The organism is Paraburkholderia bannensis, from assembly GCF_014200455.1.
GTDB classification, from domain to species: Bacteria; Pseudomonadota; Gammaproteobacteria; order Burkholderiales; family Burkholderiaceae; genus Paraburkholderia; species Paraburkholderia bannensis_A.
Genome location: NZ_JACHBW010000005.1, coordinates 52436 through 74724 on the forward strand (window position 1 = coordinate 52436; position 22289 = coordinate 74724).

Genomic DNA, 22289 nt, shown 5'->3' on the forward strand with positions numbered 1-22289 from the left:
AATAATATTGAACAAATTGTTCTCCTGGAGTGAGGAAGTGGAGCTGGCTCAACTGCAGATCTTTCGCGAAATCGCCGATGCGGGCAGCGTGCAGGCCGCCGCGCAGCGCCTGCACCGCGTTCCGTCCAATCTGACCACGCGCCTGCGGCAACTGGAGGAGGAACTGGGCGCGGAGCTGTTCATCCGCGAAAAGATGCGCCTGCGGCTGTCCGCGACAGGCGCGGCGTTCCTCGACTACACACGCCGCATTCTCGCTCTTGCCGACGAAGCGAAGCTGTCCGTGGCTGGCGACGAGCCGCGCGGCGCGCTGCCGCTCGGTTCGCTCGAAAGCACGGCGGCCGTGCGCATTCCGCCGGTGCTGGCGGCGTTTCATCGGCGCTACCCGGAAGTGGCGCTCGATCTGTCAACGGGGCCGTCGGGCGAGCTGATCGATCGCGTGCTGGCAGGGGAGCTGGCGGCGGCTTTCGTCGATGGGCCGGTTTCGCATCCAGCGCTGACCGGCGTGCCCGTTTTCAGCGAAGAACTGGTGCTGATTTCGGCGGCCAACCGCAAACCGATCAAGCGTGCCAAGGACGTAAACGGCGCGAACATCTACGCGTTCCGCTCGAACTGCTCGTACCGGCGCACTTTCGAGCGTTGGTTCGAGGAGGATTGCGCCGCGCCCGGGCGCGTGTTCGAGCTGGAGTCGTATCACGGCATGCTGGCGTGCGTGTCGGCGGGCGCGGGTCTCGCGCTGCTGCCGGCGAGCCTGCTGGAGAGCATGCCCAGCCGGGGCGCGGTGATGGCGCACAAGCTGCCGGCTTCGGTGCGCGCGGTGACGATTTATCTGGTGTGGCGCAGCGATCTGCGCGCGCCCGCAGCGCTGCGGCGGCTGGTGGAAATGCTGGAGGCGCAACGCCTGGAGCATGCAAAGCAGAGCGCGTGAAAAGCGCTCCGGCTTGCCGATGTAGTGCCATCGAAAAGCCGGAGCCAACCCCAGTCCAGACCGGCTCATCGTACGAATCGAGCTTGACGAGCCGCCCAGGCAGTCTCGGAGAAGACTGCGCGCATCGTAGCAAGCGGCCTTGCGCGCGTGAACGAAGCCTTTGGCATAACGAAATCAGCGCGCCGCTTCGATGGTGTTCGCGCGCTTTCATTCGTGCGTTTTCAATCGTGCGCATGCAAGCGTCGATGCAGCGGCCCGAGCGCCATCGACAGCAGCACGCACACGCTCAAAATCGTCACCAGCGCGAACATCGACACCTTGAAACCCGCCGCGTAATCGAGCGCCGCAGGATGCTCGCCCAGCCGGGCGAAGAACAGGCCGCCGAGCGTCGCCGCGCCCACCGCCGCGCCGATCTGCAGCATTGCCGTGACCATGCCCGACGCCACGCCCGCGCGCGCCGGTTCGACTTCGGCGAGCACGATGCGCACCACCGACGGCAGCACGAGACCCTGGCCGATGCCCATCGCCGCGAGTCCAGCATAGAAGCCCGCGCCCGGCGCGACTGGACCCGCGAGCGTCGCCGCCGTGGCAAGCCCGAGCGCGATCAGCACATAACCGAGCGTGAGCACGCGATAGCCGCCGAAGCGCGCGACCAGACGCGGCATCACGAGCGGACTCGACAGGAAGCCCACGCCGAACGGCAGGATCGCAAACCCCGATGCGAGCGGCGACCAGTGCAGCCCGCCTTGCAGATAGATGCCGTAGCTCAGGAAAAACGCGCTCATCAGATAGAACAGAAACGCCAGCGCAAGCCCCAGGGCCACGACCGGATTGCGCAGCAGACGCACGTCGAGCAGCGGATCCTTGCCCGCCGCGAGCGTGCGCAGTTCCACGTGCAGCAGCAAACCGAGCACCGGTGCCGAAGCGGCGAGGCAAAACAGCATCCAGACGGGCCAGCCTTGTTCGCGACCGCGCGTGAGCGGATAAACCAGCATCAGCAGAAAGAGCGACAGCAGCAACGTGCCGGGTATGTCGATGCGCGCGCCGCGCGGAGGACGGCTCTCTGGAATGAAGCGCCAGCTGCCGAGCAGCGCGAGGACGCCAATCGGCAGATTGACGAGAAAGATCGCGCGCCAGCCCAGCCCGAACGGATGCAGGCTGATGAGCGCGCCGCCGCCCAGTTGGCCGATCACCGCCGCGACGCCGAACACGAAGCCATAGAGGCCCATCACGCGCACCTGTTCGTGCGGGGCGTAGACGCTGCGGATGGTCGCCAGCACCTGGGGCGCGAGCACGGCGGCGAAGAGACCCTGGAGGATGCGCCCGAACACGAGCACCGTGCCGTCAGTGGCGAGGCCGCAGAGCGTCGAAGCCAGCACGAAGCCCGCCATGCCGATCATGAACATGCGCTTGCGGCCATAGAGATCGCCCAGCCGCCCGCCCGTGATCTGCGCGACCGCGTTGGCGCAGGCGTAGGCGGACACCACCAGCTGCAACTGCGACGCGGTGGCCGCGAGACCGTCGTGAATAGAGGGCATCGCCAGATTGACGATGAAGTAATCGACCGGCGGCAGGATCGCGCCGATCAGCAGGACCACCAGCGCCCAGCCGGACTGCGCGTGCGCGGCGGCTGAGGCGGAAGGAGGCGCAGCCGCGCACGGCGCGGCAGTGAGGGTGTTGTCGGACATGGCGGGCCTGTCGGAAAAGTGGTCGATGCAGCGCGCTCGCCTGACGCGTTGGCGCACTGCACCATTGGATGAGCCATTGTGCTATAGCACGCATCCGGCGGAAAAGCGGGAATAAGTGGTACTATCCATCGACTTAGTCGATGGATGGAGAAGGCGGAAAAACGCATGCGTGGTTTCGAACTCGACCAGTTACGCACCTTCACGGTGGTGGTGGATGCAGGCAGCCTCTCGGCCGCCGCGCCCTCGCTGCATCTGTCGCAGTCCACGGTCAGCGAGCAGATGCGCAAGCTGGAGGCGCGCGCCGGCGTGCCGCTCTTCGTGCGCAGCAAGCGCGGCGTCGAAACCACGCCCGCCGGCGCGCGGCTGCTCACGCACGCGCGGCGCATCGTGGCGCTCAACGAAGCCGCTTTCGACGATGTGCGCGGCCAGGCGATCAAGGGCGAACTGCGCGTCGCCATCACCGATTACTACCGCACCCACGAAGTGGCGAGCATGCTTGCGCGTTTGCGCGAATGCTATCCGCAACTGAGCCTGCATGTGAGCACGATGAAGAGCGTCGAAATCGAGCAGGCGCACGCGCGCCGCGAGATCGATCTAGGCGTGGTGATGAATATGTCGGTGGGGGCCGTGCGGCCCGCGAGCGGTGACGCTCGCTGGGTGCTGCGCCGCGAACCGGTGCATTGGGTGGCCTCGCCCGCGCTGGCGCAGACGCTGCCCGATCCGCTGCCGCTCGTGCTGCTGCCCAACGACTGCATGCTGCATCAGATCGCGGTGCACTCGCTGGAGGAGCAGGGGCGCGCCTTCGTGATGGGCCATAGTGCGTCGGGCGTGGCGGGTTTGCAGTCGATGCTGGCGGCGGGGCTGGGCGTGGGGTGCCTGTGCGCCTCGGCGGTGCCGGACGGTCTGGTGCGGCTGCCGGCGCGCCATCGGCTGCCCACGCTGCCGGAGGCGGTGTTTTCGCTTACGCCGCCGCTGGCGGGTGAGAGCGAGACGGTGACACAGGCGCGAGAGGTGTTGGCCCGTCAACTGGTGGTGTGAACGCGCCGAATGATGCGCTCACCACCCGATCCGATGTTTCTCGTCGGTTTCGCGATGGCGCACGTCGTCGTCGCTATGCAGATAGAGGCTGGTGGTGCTCAGCGACGCGTGGCCCAGGTTGTCGCGCACGAGGCGCAGATCGACATCGCCATCGGCCATATGCGAGCCCGCGCTGTGGCGCAGCCAGTGAGCTGATGCCTCTTCGAGCCGTGCCGCGCACGCCTGGGCTTGTGCGCAACCCGCAGCCCCCTCCATCTCGCGCAAGCGCTGCGCCGCGCCCGCAAAAATCCCCTTTACGATCGTATGCAACGCCGCGCGCGTGAGCGGCTTGAGCGATTTGCCGATCGGCAGCACGAGCGGCGTGCTTTCGTGCGGTGCGGGCAGGGCAGCAAGACCGCGCGCGCTGCGATAGCGCGCCAGCTCCGCCATCATCTCGGCGGTGGCGGGCACGAGGCGGCGGCGCTCGCCCTTGCCCAGCACGTCGAGCCACCAGCGCTCCACACCCGCGCCGTCGCGCCGCGCGAAAAAATCGCCCATCGTGTTGCCGCCGACTTCCGAGATGCGCAGGCCGCCCAGATAGAGCAGCGTTAGCAGCCAGCGCGTGCGGCCGTGGTGCTCGCGCTCGCGTGCGGTTTCGCGCGGCAGGCTGTCGACATAGGCTTTCACCTCGTCCCACAGTTCGCGCTCCAGATAGCGCGTGATGCGCGGGGCGGCGCGGCGCGCGCGCTGGCGCGAGAGCGAAAGCGGATTGCCCGCCAGGTAGCCGGCGCTCACCAGCCAGGAAAACAGCGTATTGAGGATCACCATCGCCTGGCGCTGACTGGCGGCGGACAGCGGCCCGTGGAACGGCCGCCAGCGTGCGTCGTCGCGCGCGTGCTTGCGCCCGCCGCCCGCGACCCAGCGCGCGGCGGGCTGGGGATCGGCGAGGAAATGCTGATAGGCGAGCAGGTCTTCGTGCGTGAGCGACGATAGCGGCTTGCCCAGTTGCACGATGGCCCAGAGCAGCAGGCGCTCGCTTTCCTTGCGATAGGTCTCGAAGGTGGACCTGGAATCGGCGACACGCGCCAGCCACGCGCGGATCGCTTCGAGGTCGTTGGCCGCCGCGATCTGCATGCGGCCGTGCGCGCGATTGACGCCGTCGCGGCCGTCGAGATCGGCGGGCAATTCGAGGGCGTCGAGCGGACGCGGAGCGAGCAGGGCGGTGTGCATGGGCAAAGCGAAGGCCGCGGTTGTGAGGCGATGGGGCGGCTTGGATGAGCGTGGATGAGAACTCGCGGACTATAGCGCGGATCGCGCTGTTCGAAGTGTGTTTGGTGGTTCGACCTCTTGTTGACCCTCTCCCCAGCCCTCTCCCGTAGGGAGAGGGAGTGATTGGCCACCCCCTCTCCCGTTGGGAGAGGGGCGGGGGAGGGGGCAAACACTTGAATGAAAGTGCGTTTAAACCGTGGCGATCAGAAACGATTCGCCTTTCGCAGGTTTTAACCCGTCGATGCCACCACGGTGGGTCGCGCGGCATCGAAGCCCGCTTTCACGAGCTGCGCGCGCCACGAATCGCCCGCTTCGAAATCGACAGCCACGAAGTGCAGCCATTCCTGCTCGCGAAACCCCAGATCGGCGAGACGCTGGCGCTTCCAGGGCTGCGTGTCCGGGTGATCGACTTCATAGACATCCATGCGCGAGGCGATTTCGGGCCGCCGTTGCGCGAAGGTGTCGAGGCCGGCGCCCAGCAGCACGTATTGCGCGACGCCGTTTGCAAGCCGTGCTGCAACCAGATCTTCGATCAGGCGCGCGCGGCCCACGATCGATGCGCGATAACCGCGAGTGCCCTCGGGGTCCATATCGGGACGCTTGCGCCAGTGCGCGTCGGGCGCGGCGAGCTGCATTCCCAGCTCGTCTTCGAGCACATGCGGCGCGGCATCGACCTGCACATGCAGCGCTCGCCAGAGCGCGGTGCGGATCGCGGTGGTATCGGGCGTTCCTGCGGGGTTGACGTCTGGCATCTGCGTCTCCTGATGAACCTGGTTTGAAGATTACGTCTGTGCTTCGGGCGGCGTCGCGCCATAGACCTCCACGCTCACGGCGCGCAGCGCTTCGATCATCACTTCAGCAGCAGGCGACAAGAGTTTGTCGGAGCGCGTGATGATGCCGAAGTCGTCCATCTGGCAGTCCATCGGCAGCGGCAGGATCGCCACCATGCCGTGCGCCGCGTAATAGCGCGCCACGTCGCCGGTCAGTACGGCGATCATGTCGCTTTGCTCCAGCACGCGCGTGATGAACAGCAGCGCGGGCGTTTCCACCACGTTCGAAGGCGGCGCGAGGCTGGCGCGCTGGAACATCAGCTCGAAGCGATGGCGCAGCACGCTCGCCACCGGCGGCACGACCCAGGTGGCGCGGGCAACATCGGCGAGCGCGAGCGGCTTGTTGGCTGCGTCCGCTGCGTCGGTTGCGTCCGCTGCATTGGCGCAAGCCGCAAGCAACGGATGCCCCGGCCGCACCACGGCGCACACCGGCTCGCCCGTGAGCGCTTCGTAGCGTAGCGCGAGCTTGTCGTGTTCGGCAGAAAGCCGCCCCAGCACCACGTCCAGCTTGTCCTGTGCCAGATGTTCGAGCAGCACGTTGCTCGCGTCGATCTCGACCGATATGCGCATATTCGCGTGCGTGCGCTTGACCGCCGCCACGGCAGCCGGCAGCACGCGCACGCCTGGCGAGGTGATCGCGCCCACCGCCACATGGCCCAGCCGCCCGGCCTTGAGCGCGGTCAGTTCTTCCTGTGCCTGATCGAGGCTGCCCAGCACCGCGCGCGCATGACGGATCAGCGCGTCGCCGTACAGCGTGGGTCTCATGCCGCGCGGCATGCGCTCGAACAGCAGCGCGCCCAGCATCTCTTCCAGCTCGCGCAGCAGCTTGGACGCGGCGGGCTGCGTCATGTTGAGCGCAGCAGCGGCGCGGTGAATATTGCCTTCTTCGGCAAGCGCGGCCACCAGCAGCAACTGCCGCGTCTTGAGCCGCGTGCGCACGTACCAGGGGCTTGTCTCCAGCATGACGGTGCCTCAATCCCAAATAGTTCTAAGCGTTTATACCAATGCCGATTTCGATATCGGAACCGTTCTTTTTTTCATTAGAAGGTTATCAGAGTTCTCCTTAGACTATGCGCAACATTCAGCCAATTCAGCCCTACCCACATTCAGACGATGTCGGCAACGAAACCCAAACTGCGCTCCCAACAGTGGTTCGGCACCACGGACAAGAACGGCTTCATGTATCGAAGCTGGATGAAGAACCAGGGGATTCCGGATCACGAATTCGATGGCCGCCCTGTCATCGGCATCTGCAATACGTGGTCGGAACTCACGCCCTGCAACGCCCACTTCCGCAAGCTCGCGGAGCACGTCAAACGCGGCATCTATGAAGCGGGCGGCTTTCCGGTCGAATTCCCGGTGTTCTCGAACGGCGAATCGAATCTGCGTCCCTCGGCGATGCTCACGCGCAATCTCGCCTCGATGGACGTGGAAGAGGCGATTCGCGGCAATCCGATCGACGCCGTCGTGCTGCTGTGCGGCTGCGACAAGACCACGCCCGCGCTGCTGATGGGCGCGGCGAGCGTGGACGTGCCCGCCATCGTCGTGACGGGCGGCCCGATGCTCAACGGCAAGCTCGAAGGCCGCGACATCGGCTCGGGCACGGCGGTCTGGCGTCTGCACGAATCGCTCAAGGCGGGCGAGATCGACCTGCATCATTTCCTCGCAGCCGAAGGCGGCATGTCGCGCTCGGCGGGCACCTGCAACACCATGGGCACGGCGTCGACGATGGCCTGCATGGCCGAATCGCTGGGCGTTTCGCTGCCGCACAACGCGGCGATTCCGGCAGTGGACGCGCGCCGCTACGTGCTCGCGCATATGTCCGGCATGCGCATCGTGCAAATGGCGCTGGAGGACCTGAAGCTCTCGAAGATCCTCACGCGCGAGGCGTTCGAGAACGCGATCCGCACCAATGCGGCGATCGGCGGCTCGACCAATGCGGTGATCCATCTGAAGGCGATTGCGGGGCGCATCGGCGTGCCGCTCGAACTGGAAGACTGGCAGCGCATTGGCCGCAGCACGCCCACCATCGTCGATCTGCAGCCTTCGGGCCGCTTCCTGATGGAAGAGTTTTATTACGCGGGCGGTTTGCCGGCGGTGCTGCGCCGTCTGGGCGAAGCGAATCTGCTGCCGCATCCGGGCGCGCTCACGGTCAACGGCAAGTCGCTGTGGGACAACGTGCGCGAAGCACCGAACTACAACGATGAGGTGATTCGCCAGATCGACAATCCGCTGATCGCGGACGGCGGCATCTGCATCCTGCGCGGCAATCTCGCGCCGCGCGGCGCGGTGCTCAAGCCCTCGGCGGCCACGCCCGAACTGCTCAAGCATCGCGGTCGCGCAGTGGTGTTCGAGAACTTCGACCATTACAAGGCGACCATCGGCGACGAATCGCTCGATGTCGATAAGGACTCGATCCTCGTGATGAAGAACTGCGGCCCGCGCGGCTATCCCGGCATGGCCGAAGTGGGCAACATGGGCCTGCCGCCCAAGCTGCTGCGCCAGGGCGTGAAAGACATGGTGCGTATTTCCGATGCGCGCATGAGCGGCACGGCTTACGGCACGGTGGTGCTGCACGTCGCGCCCGAAGCGGCGGCGGGCGGCCCGCTAGCCGCGGTGCGCAACGGCGACTGGATCGAACTCGATTGTGAGAGCGGCCGTCTGCACCTCGATATCAGCGACGAGGAACTGCAGCGCCGTTTGAGCGATGTCGATCCCGCCGCCGCGCCGGGCGTGGCCGAACAACTCGGCCGGGGCGGCTATGCGCGCCTTTATGTCGATCACGTCCTGCAGGCCGACGAAGGCTGCGATCTGGACTTCCTCGTCGGCAAGCGCGGCTCCGACGTGCCGCGGCACTCGCATTGACGCGCCCAGGGGTTACATCATGACGATTGCACTCACAGGCGAACTGTTGATCGGTTCGCAGTCGAAACGCGGCGAAGGCGCGGCGTTTCAATCGATCGATGCAGCGAGCCAGCAAGCCATCGCGCAGCCGGTCTTCCACGGCGCGTTGCAAGGCGACGTCGAGAAAGCCTGCAGGATCGCCGATGAAGCGTTCGATAGTTATCGCGCGCTGGCCGCCGAACAACGCGCGCAATTCCTCGACGATTGTGCGGCGCGCGTCGAAGCGCTCGGCGATCAACTGATCGAACGCGCGATGGCGGAAAGCGGCTTGCCGCGCGCACGTCTGGAGGGCGAACGCGCCCGCACGGCCAACCAGTTGCGCATGTTCGCCACGCTCGTGCGCAGCGGCGACGCGCTCGACGCGCGCATCGAACCGGCCTTGCCCGAGCGCCAGCCGCCGCGCACCGATCTGCGCTTCTGGCGCATCGGCGTGGGTCCGGTCGCGGTATTCGGCGCGAGCAATTTCCCGCTGGCGTTTTCGGTGGCGGGGGGCGATACGGCTTCGGCTTTGGCCGCCGGTTGCCCGGTGGTGGTGAAGGCGCATCCGGCGCATCCCGGCACGTCCGAACTGGTGGGCCGTGCGATCCAGCAGGCGGTCGCGGCGGCGGGCCTGCCTGAAGGCGTGTTCTCGCTGCTGTTCGATGCGGGTCATGAAGTGGGCGCGGCGCTGGTGCAGCATCCGGCGATTCGCGCGGTGGGTTTTACCGGCTCGCGCGCGGGCGGCCTCGCGCTCGTGAAGCTGGCGGCGGCGCGCCCCGAACCGATTCCCGTCTACGCCGAAATGAGCAGCGTGAATCCCAACCTGCTGCTGCCAGGCGCACTGGCCGCTCGCGGCGAAGCGCTGGCGCGAGAATTCGCGGCATCGGCGACGCTGGGCTGCGGGCAGTTCTGCACCAATCCTGGTTTGATGCTGGGTCTCGCGGGCGCGGAGTTCGATGCCTTCGCAGCGAATGCCGCGCGCGAATTCGGCGCCGTGAATGCGGGCGTGATGCTGACCGGCGGCATTTTGCGCGCCTATGAAAAGGGCGTTGAGCGCCTCGCCCAGCACGCAAACGTGACAACGCTCGCACGCGGTGCGGCAGCACCAGGCCGTGCGCAAAGCGCCTTGTTCAAGGTCGGCGCGCGCGAGTTGCTTGCGGACGCAACGATCGGCGAGGAAGTGTTCGGCCCGAGCAGTGTGCTGGTGGAATGCGCCGACGAAGCCGAATTGCGCGCCGTGCTGCGCGGCATCGAAGGCCAACTGACCATCACGCTGCATATGGAAGCCGCTGACGCCGATCTCGTGCGCACGCTCTTGCCGCTCATCGAGCGCAAGGCAGGCCGCGTGCTCGCCAACGGCTTCCCGACCGGCGTGGAAGTGTGCGACGCGATGGTCCACGGCGGCCCCTTCCCGGCAACGTCCGATGTGCGCAGCACGTCGGTGGGCACGGCGGCGATCGAACGCTTCCTGCGCCCGGTCTGCTACCAGAATCTGGCCGATAGCCTGCTGCCCGATGCGCTGCGCGATGGCAACCCGTTAGCTATCAAGCGGCGTTTCGCAGGCAAACCTGAGAGCGTGAACTAGACCGATAAACGGATATGTCGCCCACGAGATCCGCGTCCAACGCGGACCGGCGATACGCTGGTGCAACAGCAAGGAGACAGACAGGATGACGAATCCGCAGGTGCAGCAACCGGGCAGAAGCGAGTCGGGCGCCGAGGAAAAGCACATCGTCGGCCATATCGCGCGCCGCCTCGTGCCGTTTCTCGCGCTGATCTATGTAGTGGCCTATATCGACCGCACGGTCGTGGGCTTTGCAAAGCTGCATATGAACGCGGCTGTGGGCCTGAGCGACGCCGCCTACGGTCTGGGCGCGGGCCTCTTTTTCGTCGGCTACTTCCTGTGTGAAGTGCCGAGCAATCTCGCGCTCGCGCGTTTCGGCGCGCGTGTGTGGTTCGCCCGCATTCTCTTCACCTGGGGCGCCATCACGATGGCGATGGCCTTCGTCAGCGGTCCGAAGAGCTTTTATCTGTTGCGCTTTCTGCTGGGCGCGGCCGAGGCGGGCCTTTATCCCGGCATTCTCTTCTTCCTTACGCAATGGTTCCCGCTGCGCCATCGCGCTCGCGTGATTGGCCTGCTCGTGCTCGCGCAGCCCATCGCGGGCATCGTGACCGGCCCGATTGCCGGCGCGTTGCTCGAAACGCACGGGTTTTTGGGGCTCTCGAACTGGCAAGCGCTGTTTGTCGTCAGCGGCCTGCCCGCCGTGCTGCTTTGCCTGCCCACGCTGCGCCTGCTGCCTGAGTCGCCAGCGCATGCGCGCTGGCTCAAGCCTGAAGCGCGCCGCTGGATCGAGCGCGAACTCACTTCCGACCGCCGCAGCTATGCGCTCGACGCGCATCGCAATCCGTTCAGCGCGCTCAAGGACCGCCGCGTGTTGCTGCTCGCGCTGCTGTTTCTGCCGTTTCCGCTGTGCATCTACGGTTTGTCACTCTGGCTGCCTACCATTATCAAGGCGTTCGGCGTGAGCGATTCCACTGCCGGGCTGCTTTCCGCGGTGCCGTATCTGTTCGCGGTGGCGGGTCTGCTGATCGTGCCGCGTCACTCGGACAAACATCGCGAGCGCTACGGCCATATCGTCGTGGTCTCGGTGCTTGCGGCGCTCACGATGGCCGCGAGCGCGTGGGTTCACGCGCCAGTGCTGCAACTGCTGTTCATCAGCCTGACGGCGTTTTCGCTCTATTCGATTCAGGCCGTGGTCTGGGCACTGCCGGGCGAGTTCCTGACCGGCACGAGCGCGGCCGTGGGGATTGCGACGATCAACTCGCTCGCGAATCTGGGCGGCTATCTCGGCCCCTATGGCATCGGACTGATCAAGGACGCGACGGGCAGCCTCGCGGCCGGACTGTATTTTCTAGCCGCCACGCTGGTGGTCGCGGTGCTCGCGACCTTCGCCGTGCGCGCGGCGCTGCGCGCGCCGGCTCCTGGCGCTAGCGCGGACGTAAAACTCGCACGCGAATCGTGATTGACCCCTTTGAACAAGCAGGATTGAAGCTATGACGACCAGCAGCACGGCCCGCTACTCGGGCATCTTTCCAGTGGTGCCGACTACCTTCACCGTAAGCGGCGAACTCGATCTGGCAAGCCAGAAGCGCGCCGTCGATTTCATGATTGACGCGGGCGTGGACGGCCTGGCCATCCTCGCCAACTTCTCCGAGCAGTTTTCGCTGTCCGACGACGAGCGCGAAATCCTCACGCGCACCGTGCTCGAACACGTGGCGGGCCGCGTGCCGGTGATCGTCACGACCACGCATTACGGCACGAATGTGTGCGCTGCCCGCAGCAAGCGTGCGCAGGACATGGGCGCGGCGATGGTGATGGTGATGCCGCCGTATCACGGCGCGACCTTCCGCGTGCCGGAAGCGCAGATCTATGAGTTCTACGCACGCGTGTCCGATGCCATCGACATTCCGATCATGATCCAGGACGCGCCTGCGGCCGGCACGGCGCTGTCCGCGCCGTTCCTCGCGCGCATGGCCCGCGAAATCGAACAGGTGTCGTACTTCAAGATCGAAACGCCGGGCGCGGCCAACAAGCTGCGCGAACTGATCCGCCTCGCGGGCGACGCGGTCGAAGGTCCGTGGGATGGCGAAGAAGGCATCACGCTGCTGGCGGACCTTCACGCGGGTGCGACGGGCGCGATGACGGGCGGCGGTTTTCCCGACGGTATTCGCCCGATCATCGTGGCGCACCGCGAAGGCCGCGCCGACGATGCGTTCACGCTGTACCAGAAGTGGCTGCCGCTCATCAATCACGAAAACCGCCAGGCGGGCCTGCTCGCGTGCAAATCGCTGATGAAGGAAGGCGGCGTGATCGACTGCGAACTGCCGCGCCATCCGCTGCCCGCGATGCATCCCGAGACGCGCGCAGAACTGATTGCGATTGCGCGCAAGCTCGATCCGCTGGTGCTGCGTTGGGGGAAATAAATCATTCGATATCCAGAATAAAATAATTTTCCCTCGGAAAACGTGGATAAAGGATTGGAGATCGCCATGAATGCGTCGTATACCCTGGCTATCGTCGGCGTCGGCAAGATCGCGCGCGACCAGCATTTGCCCGCCATCGCGGGCAACCCCGGCTTCGAACTCGTCGCTGCTGCGAGCCGCAATGCGCAGGTGGAGAGCGTGCGCAATTACAGCGATATCGGCGAATTGCTGGGCGCGGAGCGCGAACTCGATGCCGTGTCGCTGTGCGCGCCGCCGCAGGTGCGTTATGCGCAGGCGCGCGCCGCGCTGGAAGCGGGCAAGCATGTGATGCTCGAAAAACCGCCCGGCGCGAGTGTGAGCGAAGTGGAAGCGCTGCGCGAACTCGCAAAGCAGCACAAGCGCACGCTGTTCGCCACCTGGCATTCGCGCTGCGCGAGCGCAGTCGAACCGGCGCGCGCGTGGCTCGCCACCCGCACGCTGCGCGCCGTGCATGTGCGCTGGAAGGAGGACGTGCGCCGCTGGCATCCGGGCCAGCAATGGATCTGGGAACCAGGCGGTCTGGGCGTCTTCGATCCGGGCATCAACGCGCTCTCCATCGTCACGCGCATCCTGCCGCGCGAAGTGCTGTTGCGCAGCGCGACGCTGCATGTGCCCAGCGACTGCGCGACGCCGATTGCCGCCGAACTCGATTGCATCGATACCGACGGCGTGCCGGTACGCGCCGAATTCGACTGGCGTCACGGCCCGATCGAGCAGTGGGAAATCGACGTGGAAACCACCGACGGTCTGCTGTCGATCTCCGAAGGCGGCAAGCGTCTGTCGATCAAGGGCGAGCCGGTTCAACTCGACGCCGAGCGCGAATACGCGGCGCTCTACGAGCGTTTTCACTGGCTCATCGCGCACGGCACCGAAGACGTGGACGTGCGGCCGCTGCGCCTCGTTGCAGACGCATTCCTGCTTGGCAGGCATGTCGAAGTCGAAGCCTTCGGCCATTAACCGTTCGGATCACGTAACAAATAAACGCAGCACCACACCCAAGGAGACAGGAGCATGACCAGCAACATCCGCCGCTTTACCCTTCGCGCCGTGTTCGCGGCCCTGTGCGTCGCGCCGCTCGGCATGAATATCGCGGCGCACGCCGATTCGCCCACCAAGATCGGCTTTCTCGTGAAGATGCCGGAACAGGCCTGGTTCATCAACGAACAGAAGGCCGCTACGGCGCTGGGCCAGAAGGAGAACTTCTCGGTCGTCAATATCGGCACGCCGGATGGCGAGAAGGTGCTGGCCGCGATCGATAACCTCGGTGCGCAAGGCGCGCAGGGCTTCGTGATCTGCGCACCGGACGTGCGCCTTGGACCGGCGATCCAGGCGCGCGCCAAGCGCTACAACATGAAGTTCGTGACGGTGGACGATCAACTGGTGGATTCGTCGGGCAAGCCGCTGGCGAGCGTGCCGCATCTGGGCATGTCGGCGTTCAAGATCGGCAATCAGGTGGGCACCGCCATCGCCGAGGAAATGAAGCGTCGCGGCTGGAAGCCGGAAGAAGTGGGCGCGCTGCGCATCACCGACTACGAACTGCCCACGGCAAAACTGCGTACCGATGGCGCGACGCAATCGCTGATAGCAGGCGGCTTCAAGAAGGAAAACATCTTCGACGCGCCGCAAAAGACCACCGATGACGAAGGCGGTTTCAACGCGGCTTCGCCCGTGCTCGCGCAGCATCCGAACATCAAAAAGTGGGTGATCTTCGCGCTCAACGAAGAAAGCGTGCTGGGCGCCGTGCGTGCGACGGAACAGCTGCATCTGCCGGCCTCGGACGTGATCGGCGTGGGCATCAACGGCGCGGGCGAAGCCTTCGCCGAGTTCCAGAAGAAGCAGCCCACCGGCTTCTACGGCACGATCGCCGTGAGTTCGACCAATCACGGCAAGGACAGCGCCGAAAACCTCGTCGAGTGGATCCGCAACGGCAAGCAGCCGCCCGCCGATACGCAGACCACCGGCAAGCTGATGACGCGCGACAACTGGACGGCCGTGCGTAGCGAGCTGGGTATTTAAGGTCGTTTTGACGCGTGTTTAAGGGCAGGGATGCAATGACTGAAACCATGACATATGCCGATGCGGCGAGCGCGAGCGAAGCAGTTCTAAAGGCTCAACAGGGGAGCCGCGCGTATCTGGAACTCGACGGCATCACCGTGAGTTTTCCGGGCGTGAAGGCGCTCGACCGCGTCTCGCTGGAAGTGCGCGCGGGCGAGGTGCACGGCCTGATGGGCGAGAACGGCGCGGGCAAATCCACGCTGCTCAAGGTGCTCTCGGGCGTGAACCAGGCGCAGGAAGGCTCGCTCAAGCTGGGCGGCGTGGAGCAGCGCTTCACGACCACCAAAGCGGCGCTCGACGCGGGCATCGCGATCATTTATCAGGAGTTGCATCTCGTTCCCGAACTGACGGTGGCCGATAACCTGATGCTCGGGCAATTGCCCAATCGCCTGGGCGTGCTGGACGAGCGCACACTCGTTCAGCGCGCGATGGACGAACTCAAGCGCCTGGGCGAGCGCATCGATCCGCGTACGCCGGTGAAGAATCTTTCCATCGGCCAGCGCCAGATGATCGAGATCGGCAAGGCGTTGATGCGCGACGCGCGCGTGATCGCGTTTGATGAGCCGACCAGTTCGCTTTCGGCGCGCGAAACGGAGAACCTGTTTCGCATCATCAATGCGCTGCGTGCCGATGGCCGCGCGATCATCTACGTCACGCACCGCATGGACGAGGTCTACGAGTTGTGCGGCCGCGTGACCGTGTTCCGCGACGGCAAGCGCATCGAGACCTTCGAATCGGTCGCCGATCTCGACCGCAATCGCCTGATCGCGGCGATGGTGGGCCGCTCGATCGAGGACGTCTACGGCTATCGCTCACGCCCGGCCGGCGACGTGCTGCTCGAAGCGAAGGGACTGCTTGGGCCGGGTCTGGCCGAACCTGTTTCGTTCACGGCGCGGCGTGGCGAGATCGTCGGCTTCTTCGGGCTGGTGGGCGCGGGCCGCTCCGAGTTGATGAAGCTGATTTACGGCGCGACGCGTGCGAGCGCGGGCCATGTCGAGCTGAACGGCAAGCGCGTGAATTTCGCCAGTCCGCGCGACGCCGTGCGCGCAGGCATCGCGCTGTGCCCTGAGGACCGCAAGCAGGAAGGCATCGTCGCGATCGCTTCGGTGGCGGACAACCTCAACATCAGCGCGCGGCGTCATTTCAGTCCCGCGCGCTTTCTGCTCGATGCGAAACGCGAGCGCGATCTGACCGACGACTACATCAAGAAGCTCGCGATCAAGACGCGCAACGGCGACACCGCCATCGGCACGCTCTCGGGCGGCAACCAGCAGAAGGTGATTTTGTCGCGGTGGCTGGCCGAACGCATCGAAGTGTTCCTGATGGACGAACCCACGCGCGGCATCGACGTGGGCGCGCGCGCCGAAATCTACAACCTGCTCTACGAGTTGGCCGAAGCGGGCCGCACCGTGATCATGGTGTCGAGCGATCTGGCCGAAGTGATCGGCGTGGCCGACCGCATCATCGTGATGCGCGAAGGGCGCATCGCGGGCAGCGTGCCGAAAGCCGAAGCCTCGCCCGACGAACTGATCAAGCTGGCGCTGCCGCGATAAGACGCTTTCAGCCACGCCAGGCCGCAGTAACCGTAACCGAAACGAAACCACAGATGAGTCAAGCCATGCAGCCACAGGGCACGCCTACCGTCAACGAAGCCGCCGCGCCGATCACGCCCTCGCGGGCGCGCGCGTGGGACATGATCAACAAATCGGGCATCGTGGTGGTGTTCGTGGTGCTGTTCGCGGTGCTTAGCGCAACGGTGCCCGACTTCCTCACGACCCGCAATATTCAGGGCCTTTTGCTCTCCGTCACGCTGATCGGCTCGATTGCCGTGACCATGATGTTCGTGCTCGCGCTGGGCGAGGTCGATCTCTCCGTGGCGTCGATCGTCGCGTTTTCGGGCGTGGTGGCCTCGACCGTCATCACGCAGTCGCATAGCGTGATGCTCGGCATCGCCGCGGGCATTCTCGCGGGCGGCGCGGTCGGGCTCGTCAACGGCGTGCTGATCGCGCGCTTCAAGATCAACTCGCTGATCGCCACGCTCGCGATGATGGAAGCGGTGCGCGGCCTCGCCTTCCTCACCTCGAACGGCGACGCCGTGATGATCTCGGAAGAGCGCTTCTTCGATCTGGGCGGCGGCTCGTTCCTGGGCATCTCGTTCCCGATCTGGAGCAACATCATCGGCTTCGTGGTGTTCGGCTTTCTGCTCAAGAAAACCGTGTTCGGCAAGAACGTGCTGGCGGTGGGCGGCAATGGCGAGGCCGCGCGTCTCGCGGGTCTGCCGGTCACGCGCATCAAGATCACCGTGTTCGTGCTGCAAGGGCTGGTGACAGGCTTCGCGGGCGTGATGCTGGCCTCGCGCATGAGCCTGGGCGATCCGAAGACCTCGGTGGGCCTGGAGCTGGGTGTGATCTCGGCCTGCGTGCTGGGCGGCGTGTCGCTCACGGGCGGCGTGGCGACGATCTCCGGCGTGCTGGTGGGCGTGCTCATCATGGGCGCGGTGCAGGACGCCATGAGCCTCATGAACGTGCCGACGTTCTATCAATACCTGATTCGCGGCGGCATTCTGCTGCTGGCCGTGCTGTTCGACCAGTTTCGCCGCAGCAAGCGTGCAGTGTGACGGTTTTCTTTTCTTTGGACGTCGAAGTTTGTTCGGTCGGCATCGGCTTGAGCCCTTACAGGTTTTGACCTGAGGCAAAGGTCGGCCAGACCGGACCTGGGAGTTCGCGGAGCGCGCTTTTTTGAGTTGAGGGCTTGATTACCATCGGGCACTCGACCCTCCCGGACTCCATCATGCGTGACAGTCAACTGCTGGCCCTGCACGAGGTCACACTCTGCGCGGCCGATACGATCAACCCTGCGCTGGCGGCCCGCGCACTCGACCTTTGCATCGCGCAATGCGCATTCAACGACGCCGTGCTGTTCACGCACGAGGACGTGCCCACCCGCGCGCGGATCGAGAAGATCGATCCGCTGCGCTCGCGCGAGGCCTATTCGGCGTTCATGCTCAAGGAGCTTGGCCAATACATCCGGACGCCATGGGTGCTGGTCGCGCAATGGGACGGTTACGTGCTGGACGCTTCGCGCTGGAGCGAGACGTTCTACGAGTACGACTATATCGGCGCGCATTGGCCACATCGGCCGCCCGGCATGGATATCGGCAATGGCGGCTTTTCGCTGCGTTCGGCGCGCCTGTTGCGCGCACTGGCCGAAGCGCGCTTCGTCGTCATGCCCGATACCGTGGAGGACGAAGCCATCCGCCAGCAATGGCGGCCGGTGCTGGAGCGCGAGTACGGCATTCGCTTTGCGCCGCGCGAAGTGGCGGCGCAATTCTCTTACGAGGCTTTTCCAGGCATGCAGCCGAGCTTCGGCTTTCACGCCGTGTTCAACATGTGGCGTCACGTGGACGACAGCGAAATGATGGCGATCATTCGCGATATCGACGTGCGCACCTTCGCCTCGCGCGAAACGCTGTACCTGCTCATCGCCTATTGCAACGCCAGAAAATTCGCCTGTGTGAAAGCGATGTACGCGCGCTATCGCAGCCTGTGGAGCGCGCAGGAGATCGTCGAAGCGCTGATACGCGCCGGTGTGGGCGAAGCGCACGCGCGGCAATACGTGCACATGTGCGAAGCCGCGTGAAGCGCTCAGTTGTCCAGCGCCGCGCCGCCCAGAATCGACTTCGCATCGGCGCGCGCATTGTCGAGTTGCACCAGGCTCGCCTGCCTTGCCGCCAGTGCATCGCCATGTTCGATCGCCGTGAGGATCGCCTTGTGGCGCGGCAGCGAAAGCGCGTGCGTGTTGGGATGGCGGCTGGTGAGCTTGATCGACTCGCCCAGCGCCAGCGACAGCATATTGCCGATGTAGCCGAGCATGTCGTTATGCGTGGCCGCCATGATCGCGCGGTGGAACTCCAGATCGGGTTCGAGCAGATCATCGGCGGTTGGGGCGCTTTCCATGCGCGCGTAGGCGGCGGCGATGCGCGCGCGGTCTTCGTCGGTGGCGGAAATCGCGGCAAGCGCGGCGGCTGCCGGCTCGATGATCTGGCGCACCGTCATGAGCGAGCGGAAGAATTCGCCTTCGGGCAGGCTGTTGACGGTCCAGAACAGCACGTCGGGGTCGAGCATGTGCCATTCGTCGCGCGGGCGCACCACGCTGCCCACGCGCGGCTTCGACACCACGAGGCCCTTGGCCACCAGCACGCGCGTTGCCTCGCGCAGCACCGGGCGGCTCACGCCGTAGGTCTCGCACAGGCTGGGTTCGGGCGGCAGGCGCTGGCCCGGCGGCAGTGTGCCGCCGACGATCTGCATGCCGAGCTCCTGCACGATGCGCGCGTGCATGCTCTTGCGTTTCTCTAGATTGCGGTAATCCATAGATGATCCGACCGGGCTTGCCGGTCAGGCGTGCCCCCTTGATTTGACGATTACGCGCTGGTGGCGCGCATCGCCCGGTATTCTCGCCGCACGATGTCCATGAGCTCCGCCACTGAAGTGAGCGCGCTCTTTTGTTCATACGTCACGCGGCCCCGCTGCATCAACATGATGCGATCCGCGATATCGAGCGTCTGCGCATAGTTGTGCATGATCATGATAATGGATAGCCCGCCTTTTTCCTTAAGACGCATGACGAGGTCGATAATCAGCCCGGCTTCGCGCGCGCCCATGGCCGCGAGCGGTTCGTCGAGCAGCAGGATTTTCGCGTTCGAATGCACCGCGCGCGCCACCGCGATGGCCTGGCGCTGACCGCCCGAAAGCCGCTCCACCGGCAGATCCACGGAAGGCACATGCACGCCGATATCGTCCAGACATTGCGCCGCGCGCTCGCGCATCTGCTTGTGATCGAGCAGCTTGAACGGACCGCGCCGCACGATCTCGCGATTCAAGAACATGTTGTGATAAATCGACAGCGAATTTGCCAGCGCGAGATCCTGATAAACGCATTCGATGCCTAGCGAGCGCGCGTGATCGACGGAGCGTAGCAGCGTTTGCTGGCCGTCGATATAGAGGATGCCGTCGGTTTGCTGATGAAAGCCCGTGAGGATTTTCACGAGGGTGGATTTGCCGGCGCCGTTATCGCCCAGAATGCCGAGAATTTCCCCTTTGCCGAGTGTGAGCGAGACGCCGTCGAGCGCCGTCACCGCGCCGAAGCGCTTGACGAGCTTTTCGCCGCGCAGCGCGAGCGGCGCTTCGGGGCTGGCGTTCGCCGGGGGCGAGAAAGCCTGCGATTCGTCCATCAGCGGACTCCCCGGCGGCGGATGCGGCCAACATGGATATTGAAAATCATCGCCGCGAGAATGGCCGCGCCCAGGATGATGTTGAACGTAAAGGCGTTGATGCCGATGAGCGTGAAGCCGTCGTTGAGGATGCCGAGCACCGCCGCGCCGATCAGCCCGCCCACGATGGTGCCCGATCCGCCCGTGAGTGGCGTGCCGCCGATCACGGCGGCGGCCACCGCCAGAAACATGATCTGGTTGCCGCCCGCCTGTGGATCGATCGAAGTGATGCGAAAACCTTCGAGGATGCCGGTCAGGCCCGCAAGCACCGCTGCCAGTACGAAGTTGCCGAGGCGCAGCCGGTTCACATGAATACCCGCTTCGCTTGCGCCCAGCGGGTTCGCGCCCGCCGCCTGGGTGTGAAGTCCCCAGCGCGTATGGCGCAACAGGGTGTGCATGACCACGGCGATGGCGATGGTCCAGAGGATCTCGCTATAACCCCACGCGCCCATGAAGCCCGAAAACGTCGGTGAACCGGGCGTGGGCGCGGGCGTGCCGCGCGACACGGTCAGAGTGATGCCGTTGATCAAGAACAGTGTGCCGAGCGTGGTGACGAAGGAGGGCAGACGCAGCCACACGGTCACTGCGCCATTCACGAAGCCGATGATCGCGGCCGCCACGAGGCCCGCGATCACCGCGAGCCACATCGGCGCGCCCGCGTCGTTGGCGAACACCATCATGAAAGGCGCGAACGCGAACACCATGCCCGCGGACAGATCGATATCGCCGCCTATCATCAGCATGATTTCGCCGAACGCGATGATCGCGACCGGCGCGATGAACTGCGAGAGATTGACGAGGCTGGCGTCGGTCAGCAGGAAATCGTGGTTCGCGAATTCAAAGTACGCGGCCAGCAGCACGGCCACGAGCAGGATGCGCAGTTCGGCTGCCCAGTGGGAGGTCCATGCCACACCCGCGCGCCGGGGCGCGCGGGCTTCAACCTTGCCGGATTCGTCCACTGTGTCCATCACGACTTGATTGCACCGCTCATCGGCACGATTTGCGGCTTGGTGGTCTTGCCTTCATAGCGCGTCGAGGTGTTCAGATACGGCTCGACCGTCGACTTCGTCACGAACTTCAGACCCGTGTTGATGTTGGCCGGTCCCACCAGACCGCCCGAGGCGAGGAACACGAACGCTTCCATCACCGTGTAAAAGCCTTGCACGTAGGGCTGCTGGTCGATGGTGAAGTCGAGGAAGCCTTCGTGAATGAGCTGGATGGTGGTGGGCAGCAGATCGAAGCCGCCGCCGTGCACGCCCTTGGCAGGCAGGTTAGATTCCTTCATCACCTGCGCGACGCCCTGCGTGCTGCCCGCATCGACGGCGAACATGCCCTTGAGGTCCTGGTGACCCAGATAGAAGGACTTGATCTTGGATAGCTCTTCGTTGACAGTCGCGCCCGTGGCCACGGTCTGGATGTCGATTTTCTTGCCGGACTTCTTGATGGCGTCGCTCGCGCCATCGAGGCGCGGCTGGATGTTCAACTGGCCAGGCGTGGCGATGAAGAGCGCCACCATGCCGCTGTCGATCAGGCTGACGATGCGCTCGCCCATCTGGTAACCGGAGAGATACAGATCCTGGCCGATATAGGCGAGGCGTGGATTGCTCTTGCCGCGCGGCGCATCGGCGTTATAGGCGAACACGGGAATGCCCGCGTCCAGTGCGGCCTGGATCGGTTTGTCGAAGGCGCTGGGATCGACGATCGGCACCGCGATGGCGTCGGCCTTGGCGGCGATGGCGGAATTGACCGCGCGCACCATTTCGCCCGCATCCGAAGTGGCCGAACCGGTCCACTGGTAGTCCATGCCAAACATCGAGCAGGCGTCCTGAATGCCGTACTGCGTGGGCACGAAGAAGGGGTTCGTGGTGACATGATTGACGAACACGATCTTCCATTTCTTGTGCGAGGGGAAGGCCATTTCGGCAGCCTGCGCCGAGGAGATCAGGCCACCCGCGCCACCGCCGATCGAGCCCAACGCGCCCATCAGCGAAAGCGCCGCGCCCACACCCGCGCCCTGCATCAGGCCGCGCCGCGCGGCGTTCAGGCCCGTGCCGGTGCCGCCATTGCCGCTATGGCTGCTATTGCCGCTATGGCTGTTGTCGTGCTGGTTCGTGTCCTTGTCGTCATCCCGTTGCTGCGCCATGTCTTCCTCCGATTCTCATTCTCGTGAGTTCTAGTGGATCGATTTACCCCGACGTTGCGTCGGGTGCGTGCGGATGCTGGACGGCACCGGGAAGGCATGGACCGGCGCGCCGCTTTTGCCGCGGGCGCGGGACCAGGTTCGGAATCGCGGCGATGTCGACAGACGCGCCGTGCGGTACCGCAAAGAG

The 22289-nt window shown here is 65.1% G+C and carries 18 protein-coding genes and 1 pseudogene; 11 read left to right on the forward strand and 8 right to left on the reverse strand.

Going from position 1 to position 22289, the window contains the following annotated elements; translation table 11 throughout:
• The first annotated feature begins 37 nt into the window (after positions 1 to 37).
• Positions 38 to 925 (forward strand): putrescine utilization regulator PtrR, encoded by an 888-nt coding sequence (gene ptrR, locus F4827_RS10045; RefSeq protein ID WP_183723991.1) that lies wholly within the window; start codon positions 38 to 40, stop codon positions 923 to 925.
• A gap of 221 nt (positions 926 to 1146) precedes the next feature.
• Here ptrR and F4827_RS10050 read toward each other — a convergent pair whose 3' ends face one another.
• Entirely contained in the window at positions 1147 to 2613 is a 1467-nt protein-coding gene (locus F4827_RS10050; protein WP_183723990.1) for an MFS transporter, read from the reverse strand.
• Positions 2614 to 2778: 165 nt separating this feature from the next.
• Here F4827_RS10050 and F4827_RS10055 point away from each other — a divergent pair, with 165 nt between their 5' ends.
• Positions 2779 to 3651, forward strand: a complete 873-nt coding sequence (locus F4827_RS10055; protein ID WP_183723989.1) for a LysR family transcriptional regulator — start codon at positions 2779 to 2781, stop codon at positions 3649 to 3651.
• A gap of 18 nt (positions 3652 to 3669) precedes the next feature.
• Here F4827_RS10055 and F4827_RS10060 read toward each other — a convergent pair whose 3' ends face one another.
• The 3 genes and pseudogenes from F4827_RS10060 to F4827_RS10070 form a co-directional block, all read right to left on the reverse strand.
• On the reverse strand, positions 3670 to 4860 hold the full coding sequence (locus F4827_RS10060) for a tyrosine-type recombinase/integrase (RefSeq protein WP_183723988.1): 1191 nt from the start codon (positions 4858 to 4860) through the stop codon (positions 3670 to 3672).
• A 272-nt stretch (positions 4861 to 5132) separates the two neighbouring features.
• Positions 5133 to 5651: pseudogene (locus tag F4827_RS10065) on the reverse strand (class I SAM-dependent methyltransferase); the annotation flags it as partial.
• A gap of 30 nt (positions 5652 to 5681) precedes the next feature.
• A complete protein-coding gene (locus tag F4827_RS10070) occupies positions 5682 to 6692 on the reverse strand; it encodes a LysR substrate-binding domain-containing protein (protein ID WP_183723986.1) in 1011 nt (336 codons plus the stop codon).
• Between the two features lie 150 nt (positions 6693 to 6842).
• On the opposite strand from F4827_RS10070, the gene F4827_RS10075 reads away from it, so the two are divergent.
• The 9 genes from F4827_RS10075 (at position 6843) to F4827_RS10115 (ending at position 18329) form a co-directional block, all read left to right on the forward strand.
• Positions 6843 to 8594, forward strand: a complete 1752-nt coding sequence (locus F4827_RS10075; protein ID WP_183723985.1) for an IlvD/Edd family dehydratase — start codon at positions 6843 to 6845, stop codon at positions 8592 to 8594.
• 19 nt (positions 8595 to 8613) lie between these two features.
• Positions 8614 to 10197: an aldehyde dehydrogenase (NADP(+)) gene (locus tag F4827_RS10080; RefSeq protein WP_183723984.1), complete on the forward strand. Its 1584-nt coding sequence runs from the start codon at positions 8614 to 8616 to the stop codon at positions 10195 to 10197.
• Positions 10198 to 10282: 85 nt separating this feature from the next.
• A complete protein-coding gene (locus tag F4827_RS10085) occupies positions 10283 to 11635 on the forward strand; it encodes an MFS transporter (RefSeq protein WP_183723983.1) in 1353 nt (450 codons plus the stop codon).
• A 31-nt stretch (positions 11636 to 11666) separates the two neighbouring features.
• Positions 11667 to 12596: a dihydrodipicolinate synthase family protein gene (locus F4827_RS10090; RefSeq protein WP_183723982.1), complete on the forward strand. Its 930-nt coding sequence runs from the start codon at positions 11667 to 11669 to the stop codon at positions 12594 to 12596.
• 66 nt (positions 12597 to 12662) lie between these two features.
• Complete coding sequence (locus F4827_RS10095; protein WP_183723981.1) at positions 12663 to 13592, forward strand: Gfo/Idh/MocA family protein; 930 nt, start codon at positions 12663 to 12665, stop codon at positions 13590 to 13592.
• A 54-nt stretch (positions 13593 to 13646) separates the two neighbouring features.
• Positions 13647 to 14651: an arabinose ABC transporter substrate-binding protein gene (locus tag F4827_RS10100; protein ID WP_183723980.1), complete on the forward strand. Its 1005-nt coding sequence runs from the start codon at positions 13647 to 13649 to the stop codon at positions 14649 to 14651.
• Between the two features lie 47 nt (positions 14652 to 14698).
• Positions 14699 to 16243, forward strand: a complete 1545-nt coding sequence (araG, locus tag F4827_RS10105; protein WP_260184511.1) for an L-arabinose ABC transporter ATP-binding protein AraG — start codon at positions 14699 to 14701, stop codon at positions 16241 to 16243.
• A gap of 53 nt (positions 16244 to 16296) precedes the next feature.
• The gene (araH, locus tag F4827_RS10110; protein ID WP_167054643.1) at positions 16297 to 17307 is read left to right on the forward strand and encodes an L-arabinose ABC transporter permease AraH; all 1011 of its coding nucleotides are present in this window, start codon (positions 16297 to 16299) and stop codon (positions 17305 to 17307) included.
• 173 nt (positions 17308 to 17480) lie between these two features.
• On the forward strand, positions 17481 to 18329 hold the full coding sequence (locus tag F4827_RS10115; RefSeq protein WP_183723978.1) for a DUF5672 family protein: 849 nt from the start codon (positions 17481 to 17483) through the stop codon (positions 18327 to 18329).
• Positions 18330 to 18334: 5 nt separating this feature from the next.
• On the opposite strand, the gene F4827_RS10120 is transcribed toward F4827_RS10115, so the two are convergent.
• Genes F4827_RS10120 through F4827_RS10135 form a run of 4 tightly spaced genes read right to left on the reverse strand, consistent with a single transcriptional unit; the run spans position 18335 to position 22102 of the window.
• Entirely contained in the window at positions 18335 to 19060 is a 726-nt protein-coding gene (locus F4827_RS10120) for a FadR/GntR family transcriptional regulator (RefSeq protein WP_183723977.1), read from the reverse strand.
• Between the two features lie 50 nt (positions 19061 to 19110).
• The gene (locus F4827_RS10125; protein ID WP_183723976.1) at positions 19111 to 19920 is read right to left on the reverse strand and encodes an ATP-binding cassette domain-containing protein; all 810 of its coding nucleotides are present in this window, start codon (positions 19918 to 19920) and stop codon (positions 19111 to 19113) included.
• Complete coding sequence (locus F4827_RS10130) at positions 19920 to 20927, reverse strand: ABC transporter permease (protein WP_183724048.1); 1008 nt, start codon at positions 20925 to 20927, stop codon at positions 19920 to 19922. The genes F4827_RS10125 and F4827_RS10130 overlap by 1 nt, the downstream gene beginning before the upstream one ends.
• The gene (locus tag F4827_RS10135) at positions 20927 to 22102 is read right to left on the reverse strand and encodes a sugar ABC transporter substrate-binding protein (RefSeq protein WP_409258782.1); all 1176 of its coding nucleotides are present in this window, start codon (positions 22100 to 22102) and stop codon (positions 20927 to 20929) included. Before F4827_RS10135 ends, F4827_RS10130 begins: the two co-directional genes overlap by 1 nt.
• Positions 22103 to 22289: the final 187 nt, after the last annotated feature.